This window comes from Burkholderia alba (genome assembly GCF_034721475.1).
Classification (GTDB): domain Bacteria; phylum Pseudomonadota; class Gammaproteobacteria; order Burkholderiales; family Burkholderiaceae; genus Burkholderia; species Burkholderia alba.
Map to the genome: position 1 here is coordinate 103,192 of NZ_JAWJWL010000020.1, position 22,596 is coordinate 125,787.

At 70.1% G+C, this 22,596-nt stretch carries 9 protein-coding genes; 8 read left to right on the forward strand and 1 reads right to left on the reverse strand.

Annotation, left to right across the window (positions count from 1 at the left end; all coding sequences use genetic code 11):
- Positions 1-79 precede the first annotated feature (79 nt).
- Positions 80-829: an aspartyl/asparaginyl beta-hydroxylase domain-containing protein gene (locus RZR99_RS22420; protein WP_323121961.1), complete on the reverse strand. Its 750-nt coding sequence runs from the start codon at positions 827-829 to the stop codon at positions 80-82.
- A 657-nt stretch (positions 830-1,486) separates the two neighbouring features.
- On the opposite strand from RZR99_RS22420, the gene RZR99_RS22425 reads away from it, so the two are divergent.
- From RZR99_RS22425 to RZR99_RS22460, 8 genes are all read left to right on the forward strand, one after another.
- Positions 1,487-2,413, forward strand: a complete 927-nt coding sequence (locus tag RZR99_RS22425; RefSeq protein WP_323121962.1) for a hypothetical protein — start codon at positions 1,487-1,489, stop codon at positions 2,411-2,413.
- Between the two features lie 14 nt (positions 2,414-2,427).
- Entirely contained in the window at positions 2,428-3,138 is a 711-nt protein-coding gene (locus RZR99_RS22430; RefSeq protein WP_323121963.1) for a hypothetical protein, read from the forward strand.
- Positions 3,135-3,854 carry a hypothetical protein gene (locus RZR99_RS22435; protein WP_323121964.1) on the forward strand — a complete coding sequence of 240 codons (720 nt, stop codon included), beginning with the start codon at positions 3,135-3,137 and terminating at the stop codon, positions 3,852-3,854. Before RZR99_RS22430 ends, RZR99_RS22435 begins: the two co-directional genes overlap by 4 nt.
- A gap of 139 nt (positions 3,855-3,993) precedes the next feature.
- Complete coding sequence (locus tag RZR99_RS22440; protein ID WP_323121965.1) at positions 3,994-6,885, forward strand: lipase family protein; 2,892 nt, start codon at positions 3,994-3,996, stop codon at positions 6,883-6,885.
- Between the two features lie 63 nt (positions 6,886-6,948).
- Complete coding sequence (locus RZR99_RS22445) at positions 6,949-16,389, forward strand: DUF6603 domain-containing protein (protein ID WP_323121966.1); 9,441 nt, start codon at positions 6,949-6,951, stop codon at positions 16,387-16,389.
- Positions 16,386-17,927 (forward strand): hypothetical protein, encoded by a 1,542-nt coding sequence (locus tag RZR99_RS22450; protein WP_323121967.1) that lies wholly within the window; start codon positions 16,386-16,388, stop codon positions 17,925-17,927. The genes RZR99_RS22445 and RZR99_RS22450 overlap by 4 nt, the downstream gene beginning before the upstream one ends.
- Before the next feature lie 31 nt (positions 17,928-17,958).
- Positions 17,959-18,849 (forward strand): hypothetical protein, encoded by an 891-nt coding sequence (locus RZR99_RS22455; protein ID WP_323121968.1) that lies wholly within the window; start codon positions 17,959-17,961, stop codon positions 18,847-18,849.
- Entirely contained in the window at positions 18,846-22,595 is a 3,750-nt protein-coding gene (locus RZR99_RS22460) for a hypothetical protein (RefSeq protein WP_323121969.1), read from the forward strand. The genes RZR99_RS22455 and RZR99_RS22460 overlap by 4 nt, the downstream gene beginning before the upstream one ends.
- The last annotated feature ends 1 nt before the right edge of the window (position 22,596 follow it).

The following is a 22,596-nucleotide window of genomic DNA, read 5'->3' on the forward strand; positions in this document are numbered from 1 at the left end:
ACGGCCGGCCCGGAAAGCCGCGGGGAGATCGCCCGCGCGGCGCCGGCGGCCGGGTTCCGCGAGAACGAAGGCAACACGCCTACCGCCGCACCACGAAATTCGCCGCCGCTTTTCCGATGCGCGGCCCATACCAGCGGCAACCCATCCAGTAGAAGAGCCGATTGAGCCAGCGGGCAGGCCACGGCATCGGGCGCAACACGTCCACCAGCAAGATCGCGCGGATCCCGTCGCTGTGGTTGATGATCTCGTGATTCCAGCTGTCGTCGAACATCATGCTTTCGCCCGTCTTCCACGTATAGACCTGATCCTTCACCCGGATCGAGGGCGGATTGTTCTCGGGTACGCGCAGCGCCAGGTGGTAGCGGATGTAGGAACGGGTGGGCGCCGAATGCGCGGGGATCGACTTGCCCGGGTCGAGGATGGAGAAGAAGGCCTGCGCGAGATTGGGGATCTGATCGAGCAGCGCGGTGGTTCGCGGCGCGAGCGCGCGGTTGGACTCCGGCCTGACGCCGTAACTGAACAGCATGAAGACGTTCCAGCGCCGGTCGCGTTGGTAGCGTCCCGATGCATGAATCAGATCCGTATCCAGCTCGTGATACTTCGGCATCTGATCCTGACTCGGCAGAAGCATTTCCAGCTCGCTCCGGATTTCTTCCTTGTGGCGGTCGAGACACCGCAGCGACGGATAGGTGCGATCGATGTCGAAGAATACCGGCCGCCTGCGTCCCCCGCAAAACAGATCGAAGAACGGAATGAACAGATAGGCCGCGTTGTACAACGCGATGTTTTTTCGGAGCCAATGCAGCGAAGATTTCAGCTTCAAATTCATGCCGTTCCCTCTCGCAGGACAATCCGAAATCCCGCTCGTCGACAAAGAGGCGCCGCGCGACATTCGCTCGTCGCAAATCGCCGGTGACGCCCATGCGTATCCCGACATGCCGCGACGAATACCGTCCATGCCGTCGCGATGGGTTGCCCGCCTTTATAGAGAACGGCGGCCCCATCCGACAACCTGCTCATTCTGGTAGGTTGACGCTTTTTTCAGGGCACGACTAGAATCGGCCCCACATTGTTCGCCTCAAGCGCTCGCGCTTCCGGGCAAACACGACAAACATAAGGTGGTGCTGTTTGCATCTCGCTGCGCGTGCGGTGTGAGCGGTTCGTCACGTGATTCTTTTCGCGTACACCGAATCAGCGGCGCGGCTCAGTTCAACGGATGTCGTTTCGATATATCGGCGCGTGACGGCGCCGGCCGAACGTCCGCGTACGGATCGAAGCGAATACGTAGTCAACGAAAAGGTGTGGAAATCCACATTAATTGTTTCGCTAACCTAATCAATAAGAATTGGGAAATCATCGTCGATCCGGCGCTCCGGAGCAGTGACTTCGACGCTGCATTCGCAACCGGCGGTGCTTGGGACGCGGCGCGGAGCCACGGTCGCGGACGGCATTCGCCGGCCCGCATCCTCGGGGCCGCGATGTGCCGATGCCGGACGATGCGTGGTTATCGCGCCGTCTTGTGCCGGACTGGCGGCGCGAGGCGCTGCCTGGTGCTTGCCTTGACGAAGGCGCTGCCCGCTCGTCGTTTCGATGCGGATGCGCGCGCGGGATGACGAAGTCGCATTCGCTACATGCCGGGGCGCCCGGATGGTTGCTGTTCGCCTGTTCTGTTTGGAATCCTTTGCTGATGCGCGCATTGGCGCCGAGGCACGGCCTTACCCGCCGGCGAGGATCGTCTCGCCAGCCACTTCACGAGCACATGGGGGTTTGCATGGTGACTTTAACGAGTACCGAGGCACAAATTCTTGAAGCGCGTCTCAAGGTCTACGGCAAGACGCTGGCCGACCTGGACGGCAAGTCGCTCCACACCGGGCAGCATGCCCGCAACGAAGCGGGACGCGCCGTCCGGTGCGGTCATCCCGACGGCGGCGCGGACGTGCCCGGCGAAGTGCGGGTCGTGAAGGACATTGCCGAGATGAAGCGTCTCGGCGGCGTGCCGGACCATCACTACACGAAGGAAAACCACGGCGACGGCCATATCGACTATCCGTCGCCGCCGCCGCAGTCGGCGCTCGCCGCGGCCAAGCAGCATGCCGGCGACGTATGCCGTCTGCAGGACGCGCTCGACGCCGAGACGCTGGCGAATGTCGATCGCGCGGCGAGAACGTACCTCACCGGAAATTCGGCGAAGGTCAAGGACTGGGAGCCGATCATCAACGCGCTGGCTTATCCGCTGGAAGGATCGGTGCTCAACGCGGGCGACGTGGTGGTGACGCCGGGCAATCCGCTGGTGATCAACGGGCCGGGGCCGGTGGCCTTCAACGCGAATTCGATCACCGTCTATCCCGGCGGCCAGATCCTCGTGCATACCGAGGTGACGTTCAACGTCGGCGTGTTCAACATTCTGTCCTGAGAGGGGAACGCCACATGAGTACGAGCAACCCTCCTACGATCGGTTCGGTATCCGCTCCGGGCAACCCCGGCCAGCCGGGTGCGCCGGGCACGTCCGGCGGCAACGGTGCCGCGGGCCAGTCCGGGACCGCCGACAGCAAAGGAAAATGCAGCAGTGCCGGAACGGCGGGCGGCAGAGGCGGTAACGGCACCAACGGAGGCACGGGCGGCGACGGCGGCAAAGGCTCGCCTGCCGTCGGGATCACGGCGACCTTTGCCACCATCAAAGGCACGCTCTCCATCATGACATCAGCCGGCGCGGGCGGCGCGGGCGGTAACGGCGGCAAAGCGGGCGGCGGCGGAAGCGGCGGCAACGGCGCGTCGGCCAACCGCGACTGCGGTGCCACGAGCAGCGGCACGGGCGGCAACGGCGGTCAGGGCGGCAACGGCGGCAACGGCGGCACCGGCGGTGACGGCACCACGGTGACGGTGATCTACGGCACCCTCGACGGCAGCATTATCTGGGGGACCGGAACGACGCCGACCGGCGCGCCTGGCGGAAGCGGCGGCGGCGCGGGCGTGGGAGGCAACGCGGGCTCCGGCGGCACGGGCGGGTCCGGCTCGGGCGCGTCCGGCAGTCCCGGCAATCCCGGTTCGGCCGGGGCGCCCGGTAGTCCAGGCAGTCCTTGCCAACTGAGCATCATCCAGAGGACACGTGTCGCACTGCTTGAATGGGAGGCGCAATGACTACGCCCGTTATTACCGTCAGCGTGGGGCCTTCGGGTGCTGGCCGTCCGGGTAGCAACGGCGCGGCAGGGCTGGCCGGCGAAGACGGACTGCCCGGCAGGTATGTGGATCGCGTCTGCTATCCGTCGGGCAACGGCACGCCTGGCCAAACCGGCGGCGCGGCGAGCAACGGGACGGCGGGCATCACGGGCACGTCCGCGCCGCAGTGCGTGATTTACCTGGGCGGCACGCTGAAAGGCACGCTCACGATCCTGAGCGTCGGCGGCACCGGCGGGGCCGGTGCGCGAGGTGGAGACGGCGGCCCGGGCGGCGCAGGCGGCAACGCGGGCCAGATTCCGCAGGCGTCGTGCCTGACCCAGCATTGCGTCCAACCGGCCGACGGTGGGGCGGGCGGCAATGGCGGCGCGGGCGGCAACGGCGGCAACGGTGCGCCGGGCGGCAACGGCGGCGATGTCTACGTCTACTACAGTTGCGAGAACCAGAGCGGCCACATCGCACCGTCGTCGATCGGTGGCGCGGGCGGGCAAGGCGGTCCGGGCGGGACCGGCGGATTGGGCGGCACCGGCGGGTTGAACGAGTTGGTCCAGGGCGAGCCGCAGACGCGGGCCGAAGCGGGCTTGCCCGGTCCCGGCGGGGTTCCGGGTCAGAACGGCGCGCCCGGAAGCCCCGGCAAGATCGTCGTGACCGCCAAGCAAACGGAGCTTCTGGTGTCCTGAATGAAGGGCCTTCTTGCCCCTCGGCGCTGCCGCCCATTGCTGTGGCGGGGCGTGTCATCGATGCAATGACACGGCGCGCGGTCCGGTTGCGCCATGCGCGGTCGGGATGGGCGGCGCTCCGATCAACCCGGTCGCGGATATGAGCATTTTTTCTTACAGCGCGCAGGATGCCGCGTTGATGGCGAGCCTGGCCGAGCAGGCGGGGTCGAGTCTCGACAACGTGAATCCGCCGCCCGGCTGGAGCGTCGCGCGAACCTTCAGCGACATGTGGTACGGCGCGCAGGGTTATATCGTCGTGGGCAACCTGCCGTCCAACGGCGAGGTCGTGGCCGTCGCGGCGATGGGCTGCACGTGGGACCAGTTCACCATGAATTTCAGGCCGGACGGACTCCGGCTGGCACCCGTTACCGCGGGTCTGCCTGCGAGCGGGGAGGGGGTGTTCGCCGCGCATACGCTGGCGCTGCACAAGCAGTTGCGCACGTTCTCGAAGCCGTTGCACGAGTGGCATCGACAGGACGAACTGCGCCGGGTGCTCGCGCTTCCGCAGCGGATGCGGCGCAACAGCGAGGCGTTTCGCCGCGCCCTCGACGACTGGCTCGCCACCTGTCCCGTCTCCGGCTCGGCCGTCGGCGAAACGCGCGTTGCCGGCCAGCAATTGCTCGATCAGGTGCGCGAGATGCTCGCCGCCGCCGATCCGACGCACCACGCTTGCGCGTTGGAGTGCGCGGTATCCCGCATCCACGAGACGCTGATGGTGTCCGTCGCCGCCATCGCGGGCAGCGTACAGGTGGGCTACCTCACGCAATGGGACGGCGTGCAGTCTGCTCTGCGGGACGCGTTGATCGAGGTCGGGAGGCTGCAGGTATTCGCGAAGCAATACCCGGTGGCGTTTGCCGGCATGACGGTCGGCGGCCCGCTCGCGCAGATGGCGGCGGCATATGCCGCGCCCGGCAATGTCTGGGGCCCGTCGCAGTTGTCGCCGGTGACCGACATCGCCGTGTACGCGCTGTCGTCTCCCGCGTTTTGCGATGCGGGCTTCGCGAGCGCTTTCGACGCCGCGTTGCCGACGGCCTATACCGTCAACGCGAGCGGCGTGGATTTCTTTCCGTCGGCCCCGACCCAGAGTGGCAGTACGGCACTGGTGCCGATCGGACGGACGCAGACGCTCCAGGCCGCCGTGCCGACCTACGATGCGCCATGGGCGGAGCGCACGGCGTGGTTCTATGGCCGGGCGCTCGGGTTTGGCTCCTACGTCCGGCAGCCGTGCTGCGCGAATTGCGCCGAGGCGGACGGCTTGCGCGATTACGCCGGATTCGCCGTGCGGGCCACGCCCGCCGAATATGCGCCGCAGACCGCCGCGCCGCTCTCGATCCTGTGCGCGCTGGCCTATCAGCGCTTTCAGCATCCGGGCAGCACGGTCGCGCCGCCGGCGCCGTGGGTCTACGCAGCCGACATCGCGGCGGATGGCGTGACCTGGGGCGCGGTGTTCGCCGATCCCGCAGGCGGCAGGATCGCGCTGGCTTTTCGCGGCGCCGTGTCGGAGCTGGAGCTTGTCCAGCGGGTGGCCGATGCCAGCGTCTACTACCCCGGGTGGCTGAAGGGCGCGCCGTCCGACGCGGGCGTGGGCCAGGGTATCGGCCTGCTCTACGACGTGCTGCGCGGCAAGCTCGCGGCGGCCATTCAGGCCGGGCGCAATAAGCTGTCCGGCGACGTCCGCCAGCTGCTGCTGTGCGGTCACGACGCGGGCGGCAATCTGGCGAGTCTCGCGATGCTGGACATGACGCAGAATCCGCCGAGCGGCGCGCCCGCGCCCGCCCAGGTCTATGCGTTCGGGCCGCCGCCGTTCGCGCTTCTGACGTTTACGCGTTTCTTCAAGGCAACCGTGCCGGCGAAGTCGGTGTTTCTGGTCGCTCGGCTCGCGGATGTCGTGCCGCAGTTCATGCTCAACGGCACGGTATTCGGCGTCGGCGATCTCGTCTCGCTCACCGGCGGGGATGCCGACCCCGCCAATGGCAACAGCTACCACGCGATCAGCACTTACATCGCGCTGCTCAATCCCGGCGTGTCCGCCGCGCGCGGCGTCAAGGCCACGATGGCCGATCTGTCGGTGGCTGCCGCGCTGCCCGCGGAGGCGCATGCGCTGTTCGGCCGCGCGCTCGCGCAGCGCGGCATTGCGCCGGGGCAGGTCGTGCGCGGCGTGCTCGACAGCGCGTCGACGGACGACGGCGTACTGCGCGTCGCCTGGTCGTCCCGGACGCAAGCGGCCAGCAACCTGCCCAGCCTCGGGCTCGATGCGCGGCGGATGGACGCCTATTTCGCCGTGGAGAGCATCCTGGTGCGGCCGGGTCATCGTTTGCTGCTGGAGGCCGATGAAGGGCATGCGCTGCATCTCGTCGCCGGCAGCGTCGTGCTCGAGCCGGGTGCCTGCTTCGACGTCAAGGCCCGGCTGGTCGGAAATATCGGTCTGTTGCAAGGCGCGACCGGCGAGGCGTCTTCGCAGTTCACGTTCGTCGGCGGGCGAGGGGTGGACGGGGCGGCGGGCGGTGACGGGCCCGCCGGGCGGGATGGCCCGGTGGGCTCCTCGGGGGGAACCGGTGGAAACGCGGGCAATGGCGGCCGCGGCGACCACGCACCGGCAGGCGTCGTGAACGTCGGGTTGATCTCCGGCCGTCTCACCGTGGTGGCCCACGGCGGCGAGGGCGGCCGCGGCGGCCGCGGCGGCCGCGGCGGCGCGGGCGGCCGCAGCACCGGCGATGCGCAGGGCGGGGCAGGCGGTCCGGGCGGAGCGGGGGGCGCGGGGGGGGCCGGAGGCAACGGCTCGCTCGTGGAGGTCTACTTCGAACGCATGAGCCCGGACGGTAGCGTGATCGTCGATGCGAAGCCGTCCCTGGGCGGGCTCGGCGGCGCGGGCGGCCCCGGCGGGCCGGCGGGGGCGGGGCGGCCGGATGGCGCCTCCGGCGTCAACGGCCCGAGCGGTCCTGCCGGCCCGAGCGGTTCGGCCAGCGTGGTCACGCTGCGGCAGCGTGGCTGATGCGGAGCCGCCCCCGGCGGGGCGGTGCGTCCGCGACGTTCTTTCGTACAGGAGTCCAGCGGCATGAACCAGCCAGTCAGTCCTGAACTGTTGAATCCATCGGCCACGCCCATCCTGATCAACGGCGAGCGCCTCGACTCCACCGTGGCCGCGCTCGGTCTCGCGGTCGGACTGCTGATCCCCGCCGGGGACGGGCCTGTCTATGCGCTGAACGCCACGTGGTTCGAAGATCCGGTGGGCAACATCGGCAAGGCGTTCCGGGACGGCGGCGGGGATCTGGCCGCCTTGCTGGCGCAACTGCTGGGGCAGGTGGGCGGCCATGCGCTGGGGTTGCCGGTCAGGAACCCCGGCAGCCTCGGGCAATGGATGCCGATCAACAATCCGTCCACCGGCAAGCCGACGGGCGTGTATCTGGTGACCGAGCCCGACGCGTCCGGCGCGCAGGTATTCGGCCTCGGCGTGATGTACGTCACGACGTTCGCGGCATCGGCCATGCCGAGCGGCCCCGCGAGCATCGACGTGTCGCTGTGGGGCAGGTTGCCGCTGCTGAAGCTCGGCAAGGGCGAGTTCACGCTCACGCTCGGGCAGCCGGGCTACCCGCTGCAAACGGGCATCGCGGTGGGGGCCACGGGCGACGGCAAGATCGTCGATCAGGACGGACTGTCGTTCAGCGGCGGCAAGATCACCGCGAGCATCGACATGGCGGCGCCGTCGGTCGACATCGCGGTGCTGGTGCAGCAGCTGAAGCTGCCTACCGCCGTCGAGCCGCGCGACTATACGCTGGCCGATCTGCAGGCGATCACCTCGATCGAGCTGATCAGCACCATCGCCACGCTCGGCGTGATCGCCCTGACCGACGTGATCGGCGACGCGCCGCAGGCGCGCTATCTGCTGCCGGTGCTCGGCCTGTCGCCCAGGGCGACGACCGGCGCCGAACAGTCGCCCCTGCTGCCGCTGCTGCGCTGGGATACCGTGGTGCAGCAGGCGGTGTCCGGCGGCGATCCGGCCCAGCCTTTCATGACGTGGTTCGCGTCGCTGTTCTCCGATCCGGCGCTGGGCCGCACATGGCTCGGCTACGTGGCGGGCCTGATCGGCAAGGAGCCCGCCGACGTGACGGGCAGCGGCGCGCGCGACGAGCCTTATACGCTGCCGCTCGTTCGTCTCGACGGCATCGGCGCGCTGAACCTCACGGCGGCGACGGTCGTCGACGCGCAGGGCTTGCGCACGTTCTATCCCGGCCTGTCCGTGCAATCCGAATCCGTGGCGCTGGGCGACGCGGCGCGGCTCGGCTTCGGCGGCACGCTGGAACTGGGCGCGTTCGCGCTGTCGGCGAACCGGCCCGCCGTCACGCCTCAGCTCCGTTTCGATGCGGGCTTGCGCCTCGACGGACCGAAAGCCGGAACGCCGCTGTTTTCCGGCAGCGTCGGCGGCAAGAACTATGTTTTCGGCGCGCTCGTGGCGGGCGTTGGCCTGGGCGTGGACGCTGCCGGCCCGGTGATCCTGCCGCGCTTCCAGCTGCTCGGCGTGAGCACGCCGAACGGCAGTTTCGATCAGCTCGATCTGTTGCAACCCGGCAAGCTGGTGGATCAGCTGATCACCGAGGTGTACTCGCTGATCGCCGGGGCGTTCACCGAACTGTTCGGCAGCACGGCGGCGAGCTTCGGCGGCTATGCCGCGGCGCTCGCCGGCGTGACGCCGCCGGCCGACGGGACGGTGACGTGGCCGGATACGCTCGCACCGCCGTTCAGCGCCAAGGGTATCGCCGCGTCCTACGCCGATCCGGCGGGCGCGCTCGGCGCCTATTACGCGAAGCTGCTGTTCGGCTCGAACGAGGTCGACGGCAAGCCCGCGTTCCAGTACATCGTGCAGACGTTCGCGAGCCTGCTCGCGCAGTCGGGGGACGCGACGGTAACGGGCAGCGGCACGCCGGACGATCCCTGGCTCGCGCCGCTGTCCAGCACGCCCGTGTCGCTGCTTGCCTATGCGACGCCCGCCGCCGACGGGACGCTCGCGGGCGATCTCGTGCTCGGACTCGCGCTCACCCCCAAGCTGGAGATTGCGGGCGGCCCGGCGGTGACGCTGGCGGTGACGCTAGAACTGCTGCGGCTGGAGGTCGCGGCGGGTGGCGCGCGCCTGGCCGGCGCGCAGGTGCTGCCCGCGCTCGCCGGCGCGTTCTCGCTGCCCGACGGCTATACGACGCCCGCGGTGGCGGGTGCCCAGCTGCGCGTCGCCGGCAGCGGTTTTTCGGCGCGCTGGACGCGCGCGCAGGGCTGGATCTGGGATATGCGGGTCGGCCAGCCGGCGGTGATCGTCGACGGCACGTCGATGCCGGTCGGCAGCGACATGGTGTTCACGGCGGCGAGCGCGTTGCAGGATCTGGTGACCCGGGCGGCCGCGACTTTCGCGCCGCTGCTGACCCGCCTGCTCGGCGTGGCCGCTTGCCGCAGCGGCACCCGCGGCGGGCTGGCGCTGACCGGCATCCTCGGCCTGCTGCCCGATCTGGCGGCGCAGATGCCGCCGGGCGTGACCTGGCCCGCCACGATGCCGACGCTTGCGCCCGTCAATTTCAACGATCCGCTCGGCGACATCGAGGCGCAACTGGCAGGCGTGTTCGGCAGCACCGACAAGGCACGGGCCGCGCTCGGCCTCGTCGCCTGGGCCGCGTCTTCCGCGCCGCGCGCGCCGGACATCGCGGGCGCCGGCACCTACGCCGCGCCGTTCCGCGTGCCGATCGGCCTGCCGCTGCCGTTCGATCTCGGCGTATGGATCGATCCCGCCGCATCCACCGTCGGGCTGGGCGCCGTGCGCGGCATCGCATCCACGGTCGGCCAGACGGTCTGCACGGTGACGCTCGCGGGCAATCTCGTCGAGTATGCGCTGGGGCACAGCCCGGCTCCGGCCAGATCGATGCTGCCCGGCGCGGTGCTGTCGGCGGTCTTCACCGGCGCGGCCGGGCCGTTGATCGACGATCCGTCGGGCATCGGCACGCTCGGCAGTCTGAGCGTCGGCTGTACGCTCGGATGGCAGCAGGGGCGCTTCGTCCTGCAGCCGCTCATCACGCTGACCGACGTGAAATTCACGGGCTATCTGCCCGCGAGCACGCTGTCGCTGCCCGCCACCGGCGATGCGCCGAGCCTGCTGGACGCGTTCGGCGGCCAGCTCAACCTCGCGGTCGGCGCGGTGCTGCGGCAGTTCGGCGCCAACCCGGTCTTCGAGACCGTGCTGGACTTGCTCACGCGTCTCGGCCTGATGCAAGTGGAGGCCGATACCGGCCGCATCACGGGCATCAACGCCGGCGGTTTCAACGCGCTGGTGTCCGATCCGCTCGATTTTCTCTGTCAGGGCCTGCTGCGGCTGCTGTCGGACGACGCGGCGCCCAGCCTGCGCGGCGGCCCGACGCCGCGCCAGCAGCTGTTCGAACTGTGGTGGCGCCTCCTCGGCATCACGCCGCCGGCCGCGCCCGCGAGCCTGCTCGCGCTGGGACATGCGCTCGGCCTGCTCACCGATGCCGGCACCGGCTATGCGCCCGTTCCGTCGGCATGGCTGCCGTTGCTCGCGCGACCCGCGCAAACGCTGCCGCAGCTTTTCGCCGCGCTGTGGAACGACAAGGTCACGCTCGCGGCGCTGCTGAGCGAATGGCACAGCAATCTCGATCGAGTGGCGTACGGACCCTTCACGCTGTCGGTGAAGAACGGCAATCAATTGAGTCTCGAAATCGCGGAGACGGCGCCCGTGATGGTGGGCGGCATACTCGCGCTGTCCGGCGTCGCGAGCTTCGACTTCCTCACCGGCGCGCTGGAAACCGCGTTCGGCGCCCGCCTGACGCCGGTCGGACTCGGCCTCTCGACCCAGCTCGACTACCCGCTCGGCGGCGGCGCCACGGCGCCGCGCTTCAGTGCCTTCGCGACGTTCGGCGGCGACGGTCTGCCGGCGCCGCTGCCGGTGCAGTTCTGGCCGTTCGATACCGACCGCTTCGTGACGAGCCTGTCGAAGGTGGCGCCGGCTTACGCGCTGGGGACCTTCGTCACCGGCGTGGTGGAGCCGCTGCTGCTCAATCCGTATCCGTTCGCGCAGGCCGCGTTCAGCGCGTTCGGGCTGGCCTGGCGGGACGCGGACGGGCGCTGGTACCTGAAGTCGCCGCTCGGCTTGTTCGAGCAGCCGCTGCGCTGGCTGCTCAACGACGCGGTGGTGGGACTGAACGGCCAGCTCAACATCGCGCAGGTCGCCAAGGTGCTGGCCCTGATCCCCGCCGCGGGTTCGGCTGCCGGCGTCAGGGTGGAGCCGGTGGCGCAGGGTATTCGCGTGACCGGGCTGCCGTACAACGTCGCGATCGATTTCATTGCCGACACGCAGGCCGAGCGCTTCATCGTGAAGCCGCTGTTGAGCGCGCCGCTGGATCTGAGCGTGGACAGCGCGCGCATCGATGCGCTGCAGTTCGCGCTGTCGCTCGATCCGTCGTTCCAGCCCGGATTCACCGCGGGCGTGACAGTGTCCGGCCAGGTCGGGGCCCGGCGGCTGTCGGTGATCGGCGGCTACGACCGTGGGTTCCTGCTGTCGTTCGGCGCGGGCGGCGACGCGCCCGCGTTCGTCGTGCTGCCGTTCCCCGGCTGGCAGACGCTCGTCGCCGCCGCGATCCAGCAAGCGGTGCCGTTGCTGGTCGAGCAATTGACCGGCGCGCTGCTGGACGCCCTCGCCACGGGCGGTGCCGCCGACTTCGCGCGGCGCTTGCGCGCGGCGGGCGTCTCGCTCGACGTCAAGGCGCTGCTGACTCGGCTGGTGAACGTGACCGAGCCGGCCCAGGTGCCCGTCCAGGCGCTGGCATGGCTCGGCGATCGGCTTTCCGCCGCGCAGGCGGACAAGACCATCGGCGCGGTCACGACGCTGCTGCAGGGCCTCGTGGCCGGCGTGAGCCAGCAGGGCGACCTGCTGGCCTACCAGCCGTCGTCGCGCTTGCCCGTCACGCTGCTCGCGGGCCTCGATACGCGCGGCACGCCGGGCCGGCTGGGTCTGTGGGTCGAGCTCGATCCGCCCGACATTCCGCTCGTGAAGCTGCGGATCGGGCGCAGCGGCCTGAGCCTGCCGTTCAATGCCGACGGTACGCCGGCGGGCGGCGCGCCGTTGTTCCAGTTGCAGGCGTCGCTGTGCGCGCCGATCGAAGGCGCGCAGGGGCCGGCGCTCGGCATCGCCTTCGACACCGCGTCGATGCGCTTTTCGCTGAGCGTCGATCCGATGGGCGGCGGCGCGCAGCCCAGCCCGCTGTCGCGCGCGCTGCTGCCGAAGCCGTTCGGCCTGACGGACGCGCACGCGATCGCGGCGGCCGCGGGGCAGTGGGCGCTGGCGATTCTCGTCAATGTGGTGCCGCGCTACGTGTCGATGGTGGTGCTCAACACGCCGGTCGTGGCCAAGTGGCTCGGCACGCCGCTGTTCCCCGGCGGCCAGGGACCGAGCGCCGGCCAGGTGCTGGTCGGCAGCCAGGTGCTGCTGCTGGAGAAGAACCAGTACGTGCTCAACAGCTTCGACGCGCTGCGCGCGCTGTCGGTGAGCGAATTCCTCGCGGGCCTCCTTACCACGCTGCTGGCCACCCGGATCAAGGTGCTCACGCTGAACCAGACGGGCGGGCTGTGGATCGGGCCGCAGCCCGGCACGGCCGGCAACTACGGTCTGGTCCTTCAGCTGCCCGACCTGGTTCTCAAGTCGAGCGTGCCGATGTTCAAGCTGCAGCTGGGCGCAAACGACGGCGACTGGATTGCCGAGACCGGTCTGGACGCCGACCAGCTGCCGCCGGGCATCGGCGTGTTCGTGCCGATCGACGCCGCGACGCCGCGCTTCGACCGGCTCCGCCTGCAGCTCGTCAACGTGGGCGTCGATTTCGCCGGAAGCGACGCCAACCCGCTCGTGAACCTGGCGCGATTCAAGATGAAGTCGGTCGGACCGCGCGGCCTCGTGACCTTCGACTTCGCGCAATCCGGCGTGGTGACCCATTACGGCGGCGCCGTTTTGCTCGAGCAGATCGCGCCGTCGCTCGTGCCCAATGCCGGCGGTCGCGGCGCGAATCCGGTCGCGCAGAATCTCCTCGGCAGCGGCAGCCAGGAATCGCCCGACGCGTCCAATCCGCCGGTCAGTCCCGCGTTCTCCGCCACGGCCGCCTACGGCCGCCAGGTGTCGCCCGCGAAGGGCGGACTGTGGGTGCAGCTCTACGACGCGCAGGGCCAGCCGTCCCGGCAGGTGGTGGTGCCGGTGCAGCGCAGCTTCGGCCCGCTGTACGTCAATAGCATCGGCGCGGGCTGGCAGCAGGCGGAGAAGATCCTCGACCTGCTGTTCGACGGATCGGTCAAGCTCGCCGGCCTCCAGCTCGACGTGATCGACCTCGACGTCGGCATCCCGGTGACCGACCCGACCGACTTCGACCGCTATCGGCTCGATCTGCGCGGGCTCAACGCGAGTTTCAACGGCGGCGGCGTGGATATCGGCGGCGGGCTGCTCAAGACCACCGTGCCGATGCTCAGCTATACCGGCCAGTTGGTGGTGAAAACCGCCGGCTTTTCCCTGGTCGCGTTGGGCGCCTATGCCGAGCTGCCGACCGGCGGCGGCACGACGCCGTCGCTGTTCGCGTTCGCCAACCTGAACATTCCGCTCGGCGGGCCGCCGCCGTTCTTCATCGAGGGGCTGGCGTTCGGCTTCGGCTACAACCGCGACATCACGATTCCGGCGGTGGGCGAGATCCAGCAGTTTCCGCTGGTCCAGGGCGCGCTCAGCGCCGGCACGTTCGGCGCGGACCCGACGCCGGAGAGCGCGCTGCAGGTGCTCGCCAAGGTGGTCGCGCCGTCGCTCGGGCGCTACTGGGTGGCGGCGGGCCTGCGTTTCAGTTCGTTCCAGTTGCTCGATACCTTCGCGCTGCTGTTCGTCAAGTTCGGCCGCAGCTTCGAGATCGACCTGGTCGGCGTGACCGCGGCGGCGTTGCCGCCCAAGGTGCCGCGCTCGGCGGCGATCGTCTACATGGAGCTGGGCCTCGTCGTGGCGTTCAAGCCCGACGACGGTGTGTTTTACGCGGAGGCCCAGCTCACGCCGAACTCGTTCCTGTTCGCGAAGGCATGCCGGCTCACGGGCGGCTTCGCATCGTATCTGTGGTTCAATCCGCCGCCCGTCGCCGACGGTCCCCGGCGCGGCGACTTCGTCGTCACGCTGGGCGGCTACAACCCGGTCTTCTCGCCGCCCAAGTGGTATCCGGTACCGCCGCGGCTGGGCTTCAACTGGCCCGTGACCGGGTCGGTGAGCGTCGCCGGCGGCGCGTACTTCGCGTTGACGCCGTCCTCGGTGATGGCGGGCGGCTATCTGAGCGTGCAGTTCCATGCCGGCCCGCTGCGCGCGTGGCTGAATGCCGGCGCCGATTTCCTGATCGCCTGGCAGCCGTTCTGGTTCGCGGTGGACATCTACGTGGATGTCGGCGCCGCGTTCGAAACCACCATCCTGGGCGTATCGATCACGCTGTCGATCAGTCTCGGCTGCACGCTGCATCTGGAAGGGCCGCCCGTGCACGGCTATTGCCGGGTGCACTGGTTCGTCATCTCGTTCACCATCCCGATCGGCAGCGGCGGCGGCGACGATACCGCCACGCTCGACTGGGCGAGCTTCGCCACCGCGTTTCTCCCGCCGGCGGAATCTCCCGCGATGGCGGGCGGCGGCGCGCACGCGGCGTCCGGCGCCGGCGAGCCGCCGGTGCCCATCAAGTCGCAGGCGCTGGCCGGGCTGCTGTCGACGCTCGACGACGAAACCTGGGTGCTGCAGAGTCTGCCTTTCTCGATCAGCGTGGAGACGGCGATTCCCGCCACGCAATCGAGCGTCGAGAACTGGGGCGGCGACGCGTTGCCCGCCGGGCCGCAGATGGGCGTGCAGCCGTGTTCGCGGCTGAGCGTGACCACGCCGTTGAAGGTGAGCGTGCTCGACGCCGGCGGCAAGGTCGTCACGCTGCCGGTGGCGGGATTTAGCGTCAGCGCGCAGCAGGGCAGCGCGCCCGCGGCGCTGTGGGGCGGTCAGGCATTCGATCCGGCGGCGCCGTCGCCCGCGGGCGAGCAGTTGCTCAACGACACGGTGAACGGCGTGATGCTGTCGGCCGTCGCCGATGTCGAGCAGAACGTGATCGGCCCGATGGACCTCGACGCAGTGTTCAGCTTCACGCTGCTGCCGCCCGACTGGCTGCCGTTCGGCAGCGGGCCGAGCTACAGCCCCGCCGCGCCGATGGATCAGTCGAACGCGCTCGCGAGAATGATGAACAGCATCATGCAGCCGGCGGTGGTGTCCGCGCGCAACGGCATCATGACCGTGCTGCAGGAGCAGGGCATGCCCGTCGTGTCGACGCCGAACCTCTCCGTGATCGCCGCGCTGGGGTGGGCGCTGTTCCAGGCGCCGCCGACGCTGGCGCGCCTGACCGAAACGCTGGCGGCGAAACCCGGCTGGAACATGCCGGCGCAGGTCGTGTCCGGTGCCGTCCGGCCCGCGGACGAACCCGCGCCGCGTGAAGCGATGCGTGTGCTGGGCGGGTTGCGCCGCTACCGGATGCCGCTCGCCGCCGCGCCTCGCGACGCGCAGGCGTTCCACGTCGCGCGCGCGATGACGGGCGGCCGGCGCTTCGATCCCAAGGCCCTGGCCGCGGCGCCCGATGCGTTGACGCACGGTTTCGGTGTGGCCCGGCAGGACGACGACGCACTGACCCTGCGCTTGAACGAGGGCACGGTGTTCGCCTGCGCGGTCGATCCGCGCGAGCGCATCGCGCTTGCACGCCAGGGCGCGCTGCCCGTGCGCGCCGTGTGCCTCGCCGCCAACGATGCGCTGCTGGGCGAATGGCTGCTGGATGACGGTGCGCCGCATCCGGCTCCGGACGGCACGGCCACCGTGCTGTTCCAGGGGACGTCCGTCGGCTCGCGGGAGACCGTGGGGTGGGATGGCGGCGCGTGGCTCGCGCGGGCGGGATTCGACACCTTCATCGGCGACGGCTATCGCGTGCATCCGCAAGCCGCGCCGCGTTACGACCTCGCGCGATCGCTGCGTGCGCGCCTGACCGAGCTGAGCGTGGCGGATCTCGCCGCGCACAACCGGGTGCGCACGGAGGCGGGCATCGCGGCGGGCTGGTTCGACACCGTGCTGCCGGCGGGGCTGAGCAGCATCGCGGTGCTGGTGGGCGGCGGCGAGGATGTCGACGCGGCGTCGCGGGCCGTGCTGTCGATCGGCGGGGACGAGGTCCGTCCGGCGGCGACCCGTTCGCTCGCGCAGGGCATGCTGCTCGTCTATGCCGTCGGCGACGGCGCGGCGCAAGCCGTGGTGCGCACGCACGATCGCGACGGCCTTCAGGTGCTGGCCGTGCTCGGCCTCCCCGATGCGCCGGAGGCGGTCGGCTTCGCGCCCGTGCAGGCCGCCAGTTACGGCGTGCGTCTTGGCGGCACGGTCGCGCCGTCGAGCCGCGTCGCCATTCACAGGGTGTCCGCCGACATCGAGGAGACCGCTTCATGAGCATGGGCAACGACATCCCCGTCTACGTCGAAGGCGAACTGCAGCCCGGGCAGATCGCGTTCATCCAGTCGTGCCGGCCGCCGCTGACGGCAGGCGATTATCAGCTTGCGTGGCAGCAGCAGGTGGTCGGGGTGACGAGCGGCGCTCCGCCGGTCTACCAAGGCAAGCAGGCATTCAAGGTGTCCGGCCCGCGGTTCACGCTGCCCGCCGACAGCGTGCAGTCCGTGTACCCGCCCGCGTCGCAGAGCGGCAATTTCGCAGACGTGATGCCGCACATCGTGCTGAATCGCGCGACCTTGCCCTGGGAACGCCCGCTGCCGGGTGCCGGGGGCGAGACGCCGTGGCTCGCGCTGCTGCTGCTCACCGACGCGGAGCTGGCGGGCGCCGGCGCGACGTCCGTGCCGGTTTCCCAGTTGCTGCATCCGGCCAACGGCGTGCAAGGTCCCGCCATCGACCCGGCCACGCTGCTGCCCGGCGAGGCCGAGAGCCTGTGCAACGTCATCGATCTGCCCGCCGCGCTGTTTGCCGCGCTCGCGCCGACGCTGCAGGAAGTCCCGCTGCTGTGCCATGCGCGCAAGGTGAACACGGGCAACAAGGAAGAGCTCGGCATCACGGCGGACGGCACGTTCTCGGTGGTGATCGGCAATCGGCTGATACCGGCCCAGTCGGCGACGGAGACGATCTATACCGCGTTGCTGGTATCGCTCGAAGGGTGGGGCGCGCAATTGCCCGCTTACGCCGCGGCCGGCGCCGCGCCGCCCGGCCACGCCGGCGCGGCGCCGCAACTGCGGCTCTGCGTGCTCGCGAGCTGGGGCTTTCGCGCGAGCCCGGGCGTCGGGAGTTTCAGCGGCCTGATGCGCAACCTGTCGCGGCCCGGCGGTATCGGCATGCTCGCGTATCCGCACGCGGCCGACGTGGGCAACCCGGACGCGCAGACCGCGTTCGACATCGGTTTCGTGCCGCTCGTCAACAATACCCGCGCCGGCGAGGAAACCACCTCGTGGTATCGCGGACCGCTGTCGCCGGCGCCGACCAATCCGGCCGCCGTCGCGCCCGCCCGGGTCAGCGACACGTTGATTCGCTATGACCCGGCGACGGGCCTGTTCGACCAGAGCTATGCGGTCGCGTGGCAGATCGGCCGGCTGCTGGGGCTGTCGGACGCGGCGTTTGCCCGTGCGATGTTCGACTGGCGTCGCGGCCTCATGCGCTCGCAGTTCGCGGATCAGGCGCAACGCGCGCTGCTGAGCCGGCTGCCCGGCGATCCGGCGCTGGCACGGCTCGCCGCCCCGCGGCATCCCGACGTCGCCCCCGCGCTGTTGCACAAGGCCACGCTTTTCGACGTGGCGCGCACCTACCTGCTGGACCCCGGCGACGGCACGCCGACGCTGCCGAAGGTGATCCCGCACGCGCGCCGGGCCGACGCGCTGCGCTCGCAGGCGCTGCGGCGCCCGCCCGTGCTGCGGGCGCTCACGGACGACGAGGCGCTGGGCGACCCGCTGCTGCAGTTGATCGACGACTTGCTGGGAGGCCGTTCATGAAGTTCCGTTCCCCGCCCTCTGGGAGAAGCGCATGAGATCCGCGATCGATCGCACCCGGCAACTCGCCGATCTGGCCGGCGCGGCCGTGCAACAGACCCGCCTCGACACGGCGCCGGGCGGCGCGGCCGCGCCGCCGGATCTGCCGCAGTCCTGCGTGGACTGGCTCAGCCAGCTGGTACTGCTCTATGGCGTGCCGTTCGATTACCTGGTGCCCGTGGCTTCGATGCTGCCGCCCGAAACCATCCGCTTCTTCTATCTCGACCAGAACTACACGAACCGGCTGATCGACGGAGCGGCGAGCATCGGGGTCGGCTCCAGCCTCGAAGCGCTGACGCTGATGAGCCAGATCGAGAACGTGGTCGATCAGACCTTGCGCAATCTCACGGCGGCGCGCGCGGCGCGAACCGGCCTGCCCGCCGCCGGGGCGCCGGCGGCACCCAGCGGGTTTCTGCTGCGTTCGGCGGTGGTGTCGGGCTGGCCGGGGATCGAGGTGACGGCGACCGACGCGTCCGGCCGGGCCGTGGCGCTGCTGCGGCTCGATCGCCTGTCCACCGACGTGCTGATCTGCCTGCTTGCCGATACGCCGGCCGAGGTGCGCATTCACCAGCCGTCGGAGAGTCTCCACTTCGGCGTGATCGACGACCATCAGGGCAACTATTCGGCGACGCTGCGCTATGTGAGCGGCGCGAGCGCCGGCCAGCAGATCGGAACGCGGACTGTGCCGGTGAGCTTGCGCAAGGGCGCGGCGGCGAACGTGGTCGACGTGAGCAAGACGCACGATGCGATGGTCGCCGCGCTGCGCGAGGCCGGCGCGCTGCCCTCCGAGGGACTGACGGGCGCCGGGTTCGCGGTCGAGATGGTACAGAGCGCGGGCGTGCAGCCCTTCACGCCGCAGGCCGGAGTCAAGGAGGCGCGGCAATGAGCGCGATCGTCAATCCGACCTGGGCCGGCCCTTGCCTGTTCGTGCCCATGTACACGGACGCACTGTTGATCGGCACCCCGAACCAGCAGCGGGCCACTTGGGCGAACACGCGTTTCGACTACACGGCGTTGCCGTTCGGCACGCCGGCCGCGAGCCCTTTCTCGACCGACGGCGGGACGCCGACGACGGGCCTGCATCTGACCTGGACTCTGCCGTCGGCCCTGCGCAGCGGACAGCAGCCCGATGCCGAGGGCGCGGTGCAGTTTCCGTCCGTGCCGAACCGGTGGCTGGTCACGCGTTCCTATGTGGCGCAGGCCGGCAATCCTCCCGAGCTGACCGCCTGGGTGCTGCAGAGCGACTACACCGGCCAGGACGGTACGCAATCCTGGCCCGCGCCCGACGATCCGCTCGGCTATACGAAACTCGGCAAGGTGCACACGCTCGCGTCCTGGCAGGCGACCCCCGGCGCGCAGCCGCCGTTTCTGCAGGCGATCGCGCCGGGCAACGTCGCGTTCGCCTCGGTCTACGCGAACGTCGGCAACGTGTTCGCGTTCCACGATCCGCTGCCCGATACCGCGCAAGGCACCTACTCCTACAGCGTGCTCGGCTGGTACGCGGCGCCGGGCGACGATCCGCTGTTCGGGCCGGACGGCGGCTTCGTCGACGCCGGGCAGTGGCAGGCATTGATGGATGCGCTGGACTGGTCGGTGATCACGACGGTGCCCGCCGCGCAGGCCGCGTGGCAGGCCTGGCTGCTGACCAATCCGATCACCGGCGGTCCGCCGCTGACGGCGGCGCAGCGCGAGTTCGCGTCGCAGACGCTCTGCCATGCGTTCCTGCACAGCATCGAATGGAAGGGCGACGCGTATGCGTATCCGCTGTACACCGATGCGGACGCGTCGTCGACGCCGCCCGCCGTGTCGGTCGGCAGCAATGCGGCCGAAGCGCTCGCCGCCTGGATTGCGAGCACCATGCCGGCGGCCGTGCAGGAGGAAGTCGAGACCATGCTGGTCGCGTTCCAGAGCGGCCTGATCTTCGACTACGCGACCGACCGGGCCCGCTACGAGATGGTGACCCAGGCGGCGCGGTTCGGGTCGATTCCGTCCGGCGACGTCTGGGTGGTGTCGCGGCCGGACGACGCCAACCTGTCGCTGGCGGCGCAGGGCGGCAACAGCACCTTGCCGCTCGACCCCGACCAGACGCGGGCGCTGGGAGAACTGAACGCCTCGCAGCAGCAACTCGACCGGACGGGCGCCGCGTTGCGGTCCTTCCAGCAGGCGCTCTACGAGGCGCTGTGGAAGCAGATCAACTGGACGCCGCGGGTCGGCATCCCGAAGAGCCAGGTGCAGGACTACGTCGCGCAGCTCACCCGCGCCGACACCGGCCTCATTCCGGTCGCGCAGAAGCAGATCGCGCAGCTTGCCGCGCAGGTGGAGGACGAAGCGGCGAAGCTGCGCGTGCTGCTCGGCGACGACTATGCGCTGAGCAGCATCAAGGCGCCGCGCAGCTACGCCCCGATGGACCCCGTCGTGCTGGTGGCCGGCGCGGGCACCGACAGCAAGCTGGCCCAGCCGGGCGCGTTCGCCGATGCGCGCGGCGCGGCGGGGCGTTTCACCGGTCAGACGCTGAGCGCGCTCACGCTGGCGGTGCCGCCGGGTTCGGCCACGTTCGTCACGCTCGACGCCGCCGATTTCGCGCCGGTCCTGCCGGCGGGATCGGGTATTCCGAAGGAAAGCCCGGCGTTCTGGGTCGAGACCGTGCTGCTCGATCCGGCCAACGCGCGCTGGATGGCCCGCCTGGCCTACGCGAAGGCGGGCGTGTCCGCGCCGACCGACGCGCAGCTGCAGGCGCTGGCGGACGTCATTCGCGCGCAGCAGGCGCTGCCGTTCAGCGAGGAGGGTCTCGCGCTCGCCGGCGGCGATCTGCTGGCGGCCGCGGTCGGCTTTCAGGGCGTGCCGCCGTCGTCCGTGTCCGTCGATCCGTGGGTGACGCCGTGGACACCGATCTATCTGGACTGGCAGGTGGCGTGGTCGCCCAGCGCGCCCGACACGAATCTGCAGCGCATGCTCGAGGACTGGACGCTCGACGACGTCGACTACGTGTGGAACGGCACCCGCATCGCGCCGCCGACCGACATCTATACCGGCCGCACCACGCTCACGCCGAATCAGGCGCTGGGACTGAACGTGTCGATCGAGCAGTTTCTCGCCGTGCCGGCCAACGTGCAGAAGCTCCTGCAATTCAACGTCGACGCGCTCAGGCAGACCGCCGCCGCGCTGAGCAACCTCGATGTGCTGGCGCAGGCGCTCGGCGGCCTGAACGAGCAGTTCGGCATGCGTCTCGCGCAGCCCACGAGCATCATCGACTCTCCGCTCGCGCCGATGACGGGCGGGGTCAGCGGCTATATTCCCGCCGCGACCGGCACGACTTTCTATCCGTTCCGCTCCGGGCACTTCGTCATCCAGAAGCTTTGGGTGGTGGATGCCTACGGCCAGGTGCTCAAGGCCGTCGACACCAATCTCAACGTGCGCCCGGTCGTTGCGCAGCCGATGAAGACAGCCGGCGTGGCGGGCACGGCGCAAGTGGTGCCGCGCATGCTCCAGCCGAGCCGGCTTGCGTCATGGCTCGTCGATGCGGCGAGCGACGACCGGCCGAGCGATTCGTCCGACGCGACCAGTCCGCTGTGCGGGTGGCTGCTGCCGAATCATCTCGACGATAGCCTGACCGTGTTCGACGCCGCCGGGAACAACCTGGGCGCGCTCATCCGCATCGAGAACGATCAGGGCGAAGCGGTGCGCTGGGATGCGGTGCCCGGCGTCGGCGCGGCGCTGGGTGCGCCGCCCGCCATCGGCAATGCGCACCTGGCGGGACTGGTGAACGGGATCCTCGCGCAGGGCAGCAACCAGGTCGGCGCGCTGCAGGCGCTGCTCGACGCGATCGACGTGACGCTGTGGAAGACCGATCCGCTGGGCCAGCCCAACAGCGGCAATCTGTCGGTGCTGGTCGGCCGGCCGCTCGCGGTGGTTCGCGTGGCGACGTCGCTCGGCGTGTCCGGGCAGCCTTGGGTGCGGCAGGACTGGAACGCCACCGGCAAGAACGAAGACGGCGGCCTGACGCGGGTGACGATGCCGGTGCGGGTCGGCGATCACGGGCTCGACAACAACGGGACGACCGGCTATTACCTCGGCGACGACTACGCGACCTTCTACGCGGCGCACGGCTATACGCCGAGTCTCGGAACGCTGCGCCGCCTGATGTCCTCCCGGAGCGTCGGCATGGCCGAGCAGCTCGCGCATGCCGTGCGCGAGCTGCCGCGGCTCGCGGCGCCTCGCGCGCCCAACCCCTACGTGGTCACCGACGCCACCTACACGCTGCCCGCCGATGCCGCCACCCGTCAGTATCTGACCGTGCTGGTGGACCCGCGCGGCCAGATACCCGTGGTGTCGGGGGTGCAGCCCGTCGAGTACATGGCGTTGCCCGCCGGCCCGGTCAGCGCGGCGCTGGACACCATGTACGTGACGTTCCGCATGGGACCGCTGCTGACCGATCCGGAGAAGCTCACGATGCCGTTGCCGGGGGCGGTGACGGGCACCTGGACCTGGATCGAGCGCAGCGGGGTATCGGTCTGGCGCGAGGACGGCAACATCGTGCAGCCGGGCGGCGAGGCGACGCTCGCGGGTACGCCGCCGACGCTGCGCGAAGGCTGGCTCAAGCTCGGCGGGGCGTTCGGCAAGAAGGAGGCGTGAC

Coding starts and splice junctions, on each gene's coding strand:
- RZR99_RS22450 (WP_323121967.1), top strand. CDS start 16,386: ATGAGCATGGGCAACGACATCCCCGTCTACGTCGAAGGCGAACTGCAG.
- RZR99_RS22420 (WP_323121961.1), bottom strand. CDS start 829: ATGAATTTGAAGCTGAAATCTTCGCTGCATTGGCTCCGAAAAAACATC.
- RZR99_RS22440 (WP_323121965.1), top strand. CDS start 3,994: ATGAGCATTTTTTCTTACAGCGCGCAGGATGCCGCGTTGATGGCGAGC.
- RZR99_RS22445 (WP_323121966.1), top strand. CDS start 6,949: ATGAACCAGCCAGTCAGTCCTGAACTGTTGAATCCATCGGCCACGCCC.
- RZR99_RS22430 (WP_323121963.1), top strand. CDS start 2,428: ATGAGTACGAGCAACCCTCCTACGATCGGTTCGGTATCCGCTCCGGGC.
- RZR99_RS22435 (WP_323121964.1), top strand. CDS start 3,135: ATGACTACGCCCGTTATTACCGTCAGCGTGGGGCCTTCGGGTGCTGGC.
- RZR99_RS22455 (WP_323121968.1), top strand. CDS start 17,959: ATGAGATCCGCGATCGATCGCACCCGGCAACTCGCCGATCTGGCCGGC.
- RZR99_RS22460 (WP_323121969.1), top strand. CDS start 18,846: ATGAGCGCGATCGTCAATCCGACCTGGGCCGGCCCTTGCCTGTTCGTG.
- RZR99_RS22425 (WP_323121962.1), top strand. CDS start 1,487: ATGCCGGACGATGCGTGGTTATCGCGCCGTCTTGTGCCGGACTGGCGG.